The 12259-nt window shown below is 32.0% G+C and carries 7 protein-coding genes; 1 reads left to right on the plus strand and 6 read right to left on the minus strand.

Translation table 11 applies throughout. From position 1 onward, the window contains the following. The 5 genes from Q0935_RS15180 to Q0935_RS15200 all read right to left on the minus strand — a co-directional run. On the minus strand, positions 1-2819 hold a 2819-nt coding region (locus tag Q0935_RS15180; RefSeq protein ID WP_299388079.1), incomplete at its 3' end, for a hypothetical protein. A 148-nt stretch (positions 2820-2967) separates the two neighbouring features. Continuing rightward, positions 2968-5346 carry a T9SS type B sorting domain-containing protein gene (locus Q0935_RS15185; RefSeq protein WP_299388082.1) on the minus strand — a complete coding sequence of 793 codons (2379 nt, stop codon included), beginning with the start codon at positions 5344-5346 and terminating at the stop codon, positions 2968-2970. Between the two features lie 18 nt (positions 5347-5364). Then, positions 5365-8679 carry a T9SS type B sorting domain-containing protein gene (locus Q0935_RS15190; protein ID WP_299388085.1) on the minus strand — a complete coding sequence of 1105 codons (3315 nt, stop codon included), beginning with the start codon at positions 8677-8679 and terminating at the stop codon, positions 5365-5367. 80 nt (positions 8680-8759) lie between these two features. Continuing rightward, positions 8760-9593 carry an ABC transporter permease subunit gene (locus tag Q0935_RS15195; protein WP_299251241.1) on the minus strand — a complete coding sequence of 278 codons (834 nt, stop codon included), beginning with the start codon at positions 9591-9593 and terminating at the stop codon, positions 8760-8762. 78 nt (positions 9594-9671) lie between these two features. Further along, on the minus strand, positions 9672-10568 hold the full coding sequence (locus Q0935_RS15200) for an ABC transporter ATP-binding protein (RefSeq protein WP_299388089.1): 897 nt from the start codon (positions 10566-10568) through the stop codon (positions 9672-9674). Positions 10569-10700: 132 nt separating this feature from the next. On the opposite strand from Q0935_RS15200, the gene Q0935_RS15205 reads away from it, so the two are divergent. Continuing rightward, a complete protein-coding gene (locus Q0935_RS15205) occupies positions 10701-11759 on the plus strand; it encodes a hypothetical protein (protein WP_299388093.1) in 1059 nt (352 codons plus the stop codon). On the opposite strand, the gene Q0935_RS15210 is transcribed toward Q0935_RS15205, so the two are convergent. Beyond that, positions 11756-12259 carry a hypothetical protein gene (locus Q0935_RS15210; RefSeq protein WP_299388096.1) on the minus strand — a complete coding sequence of 168 codons (504 nt, stop codon included), beginning with the start codon at positions 12257-12259 and terminating at the stop codon, positions 11756-11758. The two genes, Q0935_RS15205 and Q0935_RS15210, sit on opposite strands and share 4 nt — an antisense overlap.

Raw genomic sequence — 12259 nt, forward strand, 5'->3', positions numbered from 1 at the left:
TGCACACCTACATAAATAGTTTGCATGTTTGGTACAACGTTAGTATACGGACTCACTAATGGGTTTGCTTGTGCATCTGCATCAGCTTGCGTAAAGTAATACGTTACAGCGTATGCTGGATTACCGCCTGAAATTTCGTTGTTTTTTAGGGTTAAATCAAACTCATTAATGCCATCTGGTGTTGTGTCATCGCAGATTTCTAATGGAGTAGGGATAACAAATTCGGGATTGATGTTTACTATTATTTCAAAGTTAATAGTAGTAATGGTACAACCAGTAGTATTGTTTTCAACTCTAACAAAAATAGATTGTGGGTTATTTGAGTTTGTATATGGGCTTGTTAATGCATTCGTGTTATTGTCTGCATTAGTTTGTGTTTCAAAATAATTAATTGTAAAATTCGTTGCATTCTGAGTTCCTAATACTTCAGCATTAAATTGTGTTAAATCTATATTTGTAAGCGTTGGAGTATCGCTACAAACTTCAAGATTATTTACAGTATTGTTTTGTGGTAGAGGGTCTACAGTGATATTCATGTTTGCAATACCAAAACAATCATTAGCGTTTTCTACACGAATAAAAATAGTTTGTGTAAAAGGAACCGTATTAGTATATAAGTCTGGTAATTGATTGATTTCTAATTGTGCATCATTTGCTGTTTCATAATAAGCGACAGTTAAACCTGGAGGTAAAGTAGCTAATATTGTTGCATCAGCATTAGAAAGAGTGAATTGAGCAAAACCATCGTAATCGTCATCACAGATGTTTAATCCCGCATTATTAATATCTGTAGCAGTAACTTCTAAAACATATTCTGCAGTACGAAAACATCCTGTAGTAGTATTTTCTACACGAACATAAATGGTTTGAGGATTTGATGTATTTGTAAATGGACTAGGATTTACAGAATTTACTGCAGCTTGTGCATCTGCAAAAGTTAAATGATGTGTATAGGTAAAGTCTGAAGTATTACCATTAACCATTACGTTTTCATTTGCTTCATTTAAATTATATTCAGTAAAACCATCAGGAATACCATCTTCGTCACATTGTACTAAAGTTGCATTTTGCACTTCCGGTAAATCGTCTACAACAATATTAAATTGTGTTACAGTAAAACAGTCTGCTGCCGAACCTTCTAAACGAACAAAAATTGGTTGTCCATTAACAGTTGTATTTGTAAAAGTAGTAGGTGCTGCTATTGGGTTTGTGTTGTTTTGCGCATCTATTAAGTTTTCAAAATAGGTAGCAGTTGTATTTGCTTGTCCATTAATTAATGCTGCGTTTTGTGTTGTTAAATCGAATATTGTAAATCCATTTGTATCATCACCATCTGTATTATTATCGCAAATACTGTAATCTTGAATTGGTGTTGCTATGGGTTGTGCTTGTGCTATAATATTAAAAGATGTTGTTGTAAAGCAAGTACTTGTTGTGTTTTCTAATCTCACAAAAATTTCCTGTATATTAACATCTGTATTTGTGTATGTTCCTGGGTTTGGAATAGCATTGTTATTTGCTATAGCATCTGTTTGATTCAAGAAATAAGAAACTATAACATTAGTTTGCCCATTTATTAAGGCGGTATCTTGTGTAGTTAAATTAAATTCAGCAAAACCATCTCCATCGGCATCGCAAATTCCATAATCAGGAATAGCTGTTGCTTGTGGTTGAGAATTAACTATTAAGTTAAAAGGTGTTGAAGAAAACACATAACAGCTGTTGTTAACAGCAGTTGGTGTTACACGAATAAATATTTCGTCTGGATTTGTAATATTTAGAAAAGGACTTACTAAGGCATTATTTCCAGAATCTGCATCTGCAGCAGTTTCGTGATAAGAAACTGAGAAGTCTGCAGGATCTTGTGTGCCTAAAATAGTGTTAGTTTGAGAGTCTAAATTAAAAAGTTCTATTTGATCGTTTAAGTCGTCATCACATACTTCAATGTTTGGAGGCATGTTTATTATTGGTGTTGGATCCAAAAATAAGTTGAAATCTTGAATTGTAAAGCAGCCAGTATTTGTGTTTGTAATAGTTGCATATATAATTTGTCCATTAGTTAAGTTTGAATATGGACTTGTTATAGCATTTATACCAATGTTTGCATCACTTTCATTTTCGTAATAGAATACTTCTACATCTGTTTGTGAACCAATAATAAGAGGTGTGTTTTGTTCTAAATTAAATGAAGAAGAATTACCTGTATTACAAATAGTAATGTCTAAAGCATCTCCTATTGGATCTGTTTCACTAGTTGGAGCTTCACTAAACTGTGCTGTTCCTGTCCAATCTAAACTAAAAGGGCTATTACCTACAGGTCGATCTATAACTATGAAATAGGATTCTCCTGTAGTTGCATTAATTGCACTTACAAAACTATTTCCAGTTGCTCCTGGACCTTCTGTTACATCAGTTTCAGCGGTACTTAGGCCTGTTAAGTTATTTCCTTGCCCTGAGGCTTGTGGATTTGTGGTAGAGCATCTAATTGCAGCTCCCAAACTTCCGCAAACAGGATTTGGTCCAAAAATAAAAAAATCATAATCTTCAGTTATTGCCGTACTATTTGGAGATAATGTAAAGGCTAATGTTCCACTGGTTACAACGGTTACTTCTAACCAAAGACTATTGTTTTCATTACTACTACATGAGTCTGGGAATTCATTACTGTTATTTCCTGCTCCGTTAACATCTAAAACAACATCTGAATCACCACAAACAACAAGAGCATTAGCGCAATCGTTTGGTTGTTGTGCTAATACAGTAGTATATTGAAATAATAAAACAAGAGTAAGTAGTACTTTAAAGGTATTCTTTAACATTTAGTTTTTTTTAAATTTTGAGTGATAGTTTGTCAGGAAATAATATACTTGCTGAAAGCAAATTTACTATTATTATAACAATTGAAACTAACAAAGCCCTAACATATAGTATATAGGGCTTTGTTATTAAATAAGATTAAGGTGATAACTAACGTTTTAAAGTGAAATGGCTTTTAAATTCACGGCCATCTTCTAAGGTTACAGAAAACCAATAGTCGCTTTGCGGTAAAGGAATGCCGTTAAATGTGCCATCCCAGCCTCTACTATTTGGTTTTATTTGTGTTATAAGTTTTCCGTAACGGTTGTAAATGTATATAAGAGATTTGGGTTGGAAATCTTTTGAAATCCCATAAACTTGCCAGAAATCATTTATAGTATCTCCATTAGGTGTAAAATAATCTGGAAAATCGATAATTGAAAACTGTGCTTCGGTTGTACCGCAGTAGTTTACATCTTTTACATAAACGGTATGAATTCCTGGGCTAATATTAACAAATACATTGTTAGCTTGATAAGGTAAATTAGGGTTATCTAAAGTATATTCATAATTTCCTAAGCCAGTAGTAAATATTGTAGCAGTTGTTCCTGATGTTTCAATATTTGTAATTGTAGCAACTCCAGAAGAGTTTACTTGTACAATACGTTCTGCAAAACATCCTTCTGGATTTATAGTTGTTATAGACGAATTTAGAGTAATACGTACCGTGTAACTACCTTCTTGGTTTACTTGAATTTGTGGTGTTGTTTCGTTGGAGTCTATCCATAAAAAACTGTAACTACTTAATGGAAAAGTAAGGTTTCCAATATCTATTATTGTTTGTGCATTGTCGTCATTGTCACAAAAGGAAACTTCTTCGTAAGGTTCTATAGATGGTTTACTAATAACGGATAGTTCCATTTGACTAATACTATAACAATTTCCATTAGCATTATTTATTTTTAAGAAAACAGATTGATTATTAGAGTTAGGCGAATAGTTTATAGGGAATGAAATACTATTCTCGTTGTTATTCGCATCATCTAATGTTTCGAAAAAAGACAGAAAATAGTCAGGATTGTTTAAAATAGTATTAGGTATGTTACTTGTTAAATCAAAAATTATATTTGGATCTTCGGTTTCACAAGTTGTTAGTGTTTCTATATTTAAAATAGGAGGTTGTTCTGCAATTGTTAAAGTTCTGTATACAACTTGTGTTTCTCCTTGAGTATCAATTGTAATGGTAATATTGTAGGTTCCAGGAGCAGAGTATACGTGAGTTGCATTTACATTAGAAGAATTATTGTTAATACCTGATTCTGGATCTCCAAAATTCCAATTAATATTATCAATAATAGTAGAAGTATCTATGGAAAATAATGTAGTTTCTCCAAAACAAGTGTTCTCAAAAAGATTAGTTGCAAAAAAGTAGGATTGAATAAAAGGAGGAAGTCCTAAACGAGAAATTCTACCTCCTAATGAAATAGTTTCAGATTCGTACTCACAACTAAGACCTATTTCGTTAGGTTTTTTTATTACACAAATACTTGTTGCATTAGATTTTGCTACATAAATCCTTCCGTCTAATGCTTGTTGAAGTGCTCCTAAAAGGCCTGCTTCTTGAGCTATTATTACATCAGAATTTATTATATTTTGCTGTGTACCTAAAGTAAGATTGTACTGGTGAATTTTAGAATAGTCTGCATTATCTCTAATTATTTCTGTAATGTAAAGTAGCTTACTATCTGGAGAGAACTCGCATCCGTAAGGGCCTAAGTTTTCTGAAGTAAAATTATCTATAGTAATAGGATTTGTAATTGCTCCAGTTGCCGCATTAAAATCGAAAACCTGTACTTCGTTATTTGTATAAGATTTTACACAAGCTATTTTTTCTCTATTAGGAGATGCTTTTAAATAGCCTATAGTATTATTAATATCTCCAGAGTATACCGATCCAACAGCGCTAGTAACAGGTGTGGTATTTACTCCAGTATCATCAACCAAATAAGATTGAAATTCATTACTCTCCCATTTATGAGCAATAACCCAAATGCTTTCTCCATCTGCATTTTCTACTGCTGTTATTTTTTCGGTAGTTAAAGCTTCTAGAAGAATGTTTTTGTTTGAAGTTACTCTCCCTAAACCATTAGCTAAATTCATATCTACTTCAGAATACCTAAGTCCATATTCACCAGCTCTAGCATCTACTGTAAAAATGTAATATATATTAGTGCTATTTGGTTTTGGTATAATTATAGCAGATTGTGTGCTCGAATCGTCACCTGTTAAATCGTTTCCATTCACCATTACAAGGTGGTTTTTATTCCAAACTGTAACTCCATCTGTATAGAATAATAATTGACCTTGACTATTTGATATGGTAGAGCAGCCTTCTGATGTAGATATTTCGCCATTAGAATCTATTACTGGGAAGCCGCTATTAAAAGTTAAACCTGCTTTTTCTCCAAAAAACCAATTTGCTGTTTGGTTTTGAGCCTTGGCACTTAAAACCATAATAAAGCATAATAATATGAATGATTTCTTAAGCATAAAATGGTATTAGATAATTTATCGTTTTAAGGTGAAATGTTTTTTGTACTGTCGACCATCTTGTAAAGTTACTGAAAACCAATAATCACTTTGTGGTAAAGGTATGCCTTTAAATGTGCCATCCCAGCCTTTACTATTTGGTTTTATTTGAGCAATAAGTTTACCAAAGCGATCGAAAATTAGTATTTCGGAATTTGGCTGAAATAAATTTGAAACACCATAAACCTGCCAGGTATCGTTAATTGTATCTCCGTTTGGAGTGAAAAACAATGGAAAACCAATTACAGAAATATCTTGATTAATTTCACCGCAATAGTTTTTTATATCTCTAATACTTGCGTTGTAGATTCCTGGTTTTAAATTAATAAAAATATTACTAGTTTGATAAGGTGATGTAATTCCTTCTTGATTTGTTAGAGCATACTGGTATTCTCCTTCTCCGCTAGTTAAGATGGCAATACTGTTATTGTTTAGACTACCATCAATAATTTCAATATTTTCTATTGTTGCTATATTAGATGGTTCAACAATAATAGTTCTTGTGCTACTACAAAGAGTAGTGTTGTTAGAAACAGTAACTGTATAAGTACCTATTGTATTTATATCTATTGTTTCGGTACTTTCTGAATTAGACCAACTAAAACTATAATTTGTAGCATTATCGTTTAATCCAGCATCTAATGTAATAGTGTTTGGAAAATTGTTTAAGCAATAGAATATAGTTTCATTATTTGCTAATTCTGGTCTAGGAATAACAGTTAAATATACTTCGTTTATTCCATAACACGCATTATCGTTTTCAACACGAACGTAAATAGTTTGTGCATATGGAGTCGTATTCTCGTAAAGTGAATTTAGAGGATTGTTTTCTAAAAGTGCATCATTAGCATTTTCATAATATGCAATGTCTAATCCAGTTGGTAAGCCTGCTAGTATATCTATTGAGAAAGTGTCTAGGTTAAAAGTGTTTAAACCATCTTCACTCGCTAATTCGTCACAAGCAGGTGGTGCTGTGTAGTTATTAATTTGCGTGTCACTAGTTTCTAATATAAGTTCACTATAGTTAAAACAACCGGTTAAATTATCTTTAACTCTAACAAATATGGTTTGTGGGTTTGTGATATTAGTATAAGAATTAGCGTTTAACTCATTGCTGTTGTTTTGAGCATTGTTAAGTGTAGTATAAAATTGTATCGTTCTATCTGAAGTATTTCCGGTAATATCATCATTTGCTTGTGTAAGGTTAAAAACTGTAAATCCATCAACAGTTCCATCTTCGTCACATTGGTAAATATCTGTGTTAATGGCTTCTGGAATGGGATTAATTATTAAATTAATGCTTCCAGTAACAAAACAATTTAAATTATTGTTGTTTTCAACTCTAATAAAAAGTGTTTCGTTTATAGGTGTTTGGTTTATGTAATTATTAGGATAGTTATTTGTAGCTGTGTCTGCATCTATTTGAGTTTCATAATATGTAATAGTGAATTGATTTGGGTCTTGTGAGTCAAGAATACTAGTATCATAATCTGATAAAGTTAATGCAGTTTGTCCATCCATAGGATTAGCATCATTATCACAAATATTTATTGTATTATCAGCCGATAATATAGGAGTTTCAAATACCCTAATTTCAAAAGAGGTAACATCAAAACAATCGCTATTATTGTTATTGTATATTCTTGCGTATATAATTTGCGGGTTACTAGTGTTTTGATAAATAGCATTAATAGCATTGGTATTACTTGTTGCATCAGCCATAGATGTATAATACTTTACATTAAAAACTGTAGCGTCTTGACTGTCTATAATATTGGTTGTTTGTGCAGAGAAATCAAAATCCGAAACACCATCATTATTATCATCACAAATATTAATATTTCCAGGTTGAGTAGCTACAGGGATATCAAAATATGTAACAATAGCTTCTCCTTCAAGTAGGCCACAGTTATCTCCATTAGCTTCAATTTCTACCTTGTATATGCCATTACTTGAGACTATTAGGTCAAAATCGCTTTCAGCTAAAGGTAAGCCGTCTTTAGTCCAGGTGTATATAGCTCCAGGAATATCATCTGCTATTAAGGTGTAAGTGTCACCTGTGCATAATGCTAAATTAGTAGAGCTAGTACCATTTTGGATAATATCTATATCTTCACTAAAAAAAGAAGTAATAAAAGGAGGTAAACCTTGTCTAGAATCGTTTGTTAGAGTAATTGCATTGTGTTGATAATTACAAGCTAAACCAGGTTGATTAGGGTTGTTTACTACAGATAAAAAAGGATTTCCATTACTATATGAGTTGCTCATGGAACGATATAATCTTCCGTCTGGCCCCAATTGTAAACCACCTCTATAGGTTTGTCTTTCGTCAATTATAATTTGAGAGACTCCAATGTTTGTTGCGTTTAAATCGTATTGCAAAAGTGCACCATATTGGTTTGCAAAACTATTTGCATCTGTATTGTTATTAAAAGCAGAAACATATAGTAAATTATTATTTGGAGAAAATTCCACTCCGTACGAACGTAGTTGTGTTCCACTTGGAGAACTTATGTTGGTGCCAATAATTTGAGAATTACTAACAATCCCGGTGTCTGTATCAAAATCATAAAGAAATAGACCTTGTCCAACATTTGCGCTTACCAATTTTTCTCCATTTGGTGAGAATTTTAAGTAACCTCTTGCTTCGCTAATACTATTTCCTATTGTGGTTGATACAGGTGTGGTATTAACTCCTGTGCTTGTTACTTCGTATGCATGAAAAGTGTTGTTATTATCAGAAGTTCCATTAGCATTTGCATAAGTAATTACCCAAACGTCCTGTGTTTGACAATCTTTTAAAACAGCACTTAATTTTTCTGATGTATTGGAAAGTAATTGTGTGCCATTGTTATTTACAACATCACCTAAACCACCGTCTAATGTTAGGTCTACTTCGTAGAAATTAAAACCATAATCTATATTATCTAATGAAGGAGAATCTACCGTAAAAATATAATATATATTAGGATCGTTTGGTTTTGGTATTATAATAGCAGACTGTGTACTTGATGCATCTCCTTTTAAGCCATTACCATTTGGCATTATGTTATGGTTAGCATTATAAACAGTTCTTCCGTCTGTATATAAAAGTAAATTGCCGTTAGAATCTGAGATACTAGTACAACCTTCTTCAGTCGATAGTTGACCGTTATTGACAGCAGAAACAGTATTTGTGTCTAAATTAAAGTTTACACCAGCATTATCGCCAAAATACCAATTAGCGGCTTCTTTTTGGGCATTAGAGAATGCACAACAGAAAAATGTGGTTAGTAGTAATACAATCTTTTTCATTTTAACATATAAGCAATAGCTATCAAAGATATTGTAAAAAGCTTAACATATCTATAGCTTATATGTTAAAATAAAGCAGATTATAAATCTCTTTTTAATAATAGTTTATAAGAAAAGTAGATAAAAATAGCAGACCACCCCAGCACAATAGCAATCTCATACCAATGTACAGCATAATCGTAACTTAAGTCCTGTCCAGCTACACTTGCTATTTCTTTAACCGCACCTAATCTAGAGCCAGGCTCGTCTATTAAATTCCAAAGTGATTTAAAAGGTAGAAAGTTGTAAATGTTATCTACAATATCAGATTCTCTGTAAAATCCTTTAAATATTAGGTAACTAAAAAACTCAACAAAAAAGTAAACAACAATGGCACCTATTGCAAAAGCCGAACGCTTAATTAACATTCCTGCAAATAAACCTAAACAGAAGAAGCCAAAGAGCTTAATAAAAAAGGCTAATAGGTATTCTAAATCTGAAAAAATAATATTTGGTTCTGTATAACTTGAAAAAATAAGTCCTAAAATTAATGAGATAACAAATACAAATACGGTAGAAATTAAGGCGAAAACAATTACTGTGTAGACTTTGGATAATATCCATTCTTTTTTACTTAAACCATCAATTAAATTTTGCTTAATGGTTTTGTTACTGTACTCGTTTGCAACCATAGACACGATTACAATTAGTAAGAAAAACTTTAATAACCCAGCAACAAATGTGTTAAAATGCCAAATGTACGGGAAGTTAAAAATACCTTGTTCTGCTAAATGGAATTTAAACATTCCGAAATCGAATTTTATAGCAGAAATTAATGCAATAGAGGATAAAAGAATAAAATATGCTAGTATTAATACCTTACTTGCTTTATTATTCCACAGTTTTATAAATTCTATATTTAAAAGTCTAAACATGATCTTTTGGTTTTATACTGAAATAATTTCAGTGATGGTTTTTGGTGCTGAAATAGATTCAGCAAAATGGATTAGTTTTTAGTTGTTGTCTGTAAGCTGAAGAAATTGCTCTTCTAAACTTTCTTTTCGCATCACTAAATGAGAAATATATATACCGCTTTCTACTAATTGTTTATTAAATTCTGAAGCAGATAAAGGAGCATTTAAAAAAGCAGTAATTAAGCCATCCTTTTCTATGGTTTTTTCTATTGATTGATGTTGCTCTAAAAACTGAAGTAGTTTGGCTTCATTTTCACATTTTAATTCAAAGAAACCTTCGCTAGAAATCATTTCGTCTACACGACCAGAGTATAACTTTTCTCCTTTTCTAAGTACTACAACATGGGTACAAACTTTTTCAACTTCATCTAATAAATGCGAAGCTAAAAGTATAGTTGTACCTTGACTTGCAATTTGTTTTATAATCGCTCTAATTTGATGAATACCTTGAGGGTCTAATCCGTTTGTTGGTTCATCTAAAATTAAAATTTCTGGATCGTTAAGTAGGGCAGAAGCAATAGCTAAACGTTGTTTCATACCTAGAGAGTAGGTTTTAAACTTACTGTGTTTTCTTTCCGTAAGCCCAACAACTTCTAGTTTCTCGTCTATTTTAGAATAGTCTATGCCTTTAATTTTACAAACCAATTGGAGGTTTTTGTAGGCCGACATGTATGGGTAAAAATTTGGTCGCTCGATAATAGCTCCAACTTTTTTTAATGCTTCATGCGTGGAAATAGTACCATCAAACCATTTAAAATCTCCACTGGTTTTATTTACAACATTTAGTGTAATCCCTAAGGTTGTAGATTTTCCACTTCCGTTTGGGCCTAAAATGCCGTAAACATTACCTTTTTTAATGGTGAAAGAAAGATTTTTTACAGCAGTTAAATTGCCGTATTTTTTAGTAAGATTGCTAATTTGAAGGATGGTTTCCAAGATGATTGATTTTAGATACTAAACTGTATTTAAATAAAGGCTTAGTATAGATGGTTTTAAAGTAAGACGAAGCTAGGAAACTTTTGTTACAACATAAGTATTAATTTTCTAAATTTGAGAATTCTTAAAGTTATGAAAGATTTAAAAATTTCCAGAAAAAAACCGTCTTATCCAATTAATAAAAGATTGCATGGTTATTTAGACGAGTATAATAGAAACACACGTGCTTCTATGGATTATGATGACCTTTTAAGGTTTCAAGGTTCTATTACTGTTTACGATAAAGATGATAATGATACACTTTGGATTCGTGTGTATTATAGTGATTCAGATAGAGCAGAAATAGATTTAAGTCTTAAACGCGTGTATACAAAATTGCATAGTGATGGTAACGAAAAGACTATTCCGTTTTTAAATGTAGATGCTGTAGATTATTGCACTTTTGGTAATTCTAAACCTTTTCGAGTAAAAGTTAGAAACATATTAAACGATAATTACACCTATTTTTATGTTAAGAAAGCTGATGCTTCTCGTATTTATGGTTTAGAATTAGAGCACATGTTATCGCCTTATAATCTTAATTTTATGGTGTATAAAGATACGCTTATAGAAGAACATATTACAGGAATTCCTGGCGATGAATTTATAGAAAAAAAACTATCAAGTTGTACTCCAGCAGAGAAGTCGCAAATAGCGAAAGAGTTTGTAAAGTTTAACGAACGTTGTATGATTAGGTTACTTGGCGATATGCGAGCTTATAATTACGTTATTGTACCAACACATGATTTCGATCAGGTTATTTACAATATTCGTGCTATAGATTTCGATCAACAATGTTACGAAGGCAAGTTTAACGTTTATAGGCCACAGTTTTTTAAAGAGAATTTAAAAATGGTGCAATTGGTTTCTGGTAGATTTCAAAAAGAATCTATAGACCAATATAAAATGGAAGAGCGCTCTATAATAGCTAAAAGATTAATAAGCTTTCACGATAGAATAGATGCGCTTTTAGATTGTATGATAAACGATACTATTTCTACGCAAGATAATATAGAGTTACTTAAAAGTAAAATATACGATCATACGTTAGACGTAAAGTTTAAGAATAGTGATAATATGGGACACATTCTAAAAAGTGCTTTGCAGTTTGTAAAGCGTAATTATGAAGATGTGAACCTAAAAGATCTTTAGTTCCAGTTTTCGTCGAAATCTAAGTTATCGTAATCGTTAACATCGAAATCGTCATCAAATTCGTCTTTTTCTGCTTCAAATATTTTATCTGGAGCATCGTCAGGTACTTGACCTTGAACAAACATTAAGTTCGGGTAGTCTACACCTTCATCTTCTTCGGCAATATCAGCAAGTTCTACATAAAATGTCCACATGCTTAAAAAGTCGTAAACATAAATAAGTTTTGTTTGCGCTTCATGAACAGTGTCCGATAAAGACGTTTCGTTCATTAAACGCACTTCGTTCATGCCTTCGCTCATGTCAAAAAGAGAAATTTCTTCACCTTGATTCCATTGGTCGTCACTTAAATAAAAGGATGCCATTTCTGTACCATCAAAACCAAAAGACTGCGTAATAGTATTATGCAAATCTTCCATTGTATCTGTCTCTTTAATCTCTAAATCGCGGAAGATATCTTCTTCTGTATCGTTGTCTAAAATGACTCTAAATCTGTAAATCAT

It is taken from the genome of uncultured Lacinutrix sp., assembly GCF_947500605.1.
GTDB lineage: Bacteria > Bacteroidota > Bacteroidia > Flavobacteriales > Flavobacteriaceae > Lacinutrix.

Coding starts and splice junctions, on each gene's coding strand:
- Q0935_RS15185 (WP_299388082.1), bottom strand. CDS start 5,346: ATGCTTAAGAAATCATTCATATTATTATGCTTTATTATGGTTTTAAGT.
- Q0935_RS15190 (WP_299388085.1), bottom strand. CDS start 8,679: ATGAAAAAGATTGTATTACTACTAACCACATTTTTCTGTTGTGCATTC.
- Q0935_RS15195 (WP_299251241.1), bottom strand. CDS start 9,593: ATGTTTAGACTTTTAAATATAGAATTTATAAAACTGTGGAATAATAAA.
- Q0935_RS15205 (WP_299388093.1), top strand. CDS start 10,701: ATGAAAGATTTAAAAATTTCCAGAAAAAAACCGTCTTATCCAATTAAT.
- Q0935_RS15210 (WP_299388096.1), bottom strand. CDS start 12,259: ATGATTTACAGATTTAGAGTCATTTTAGACAACGATACAGAAGAAGAT.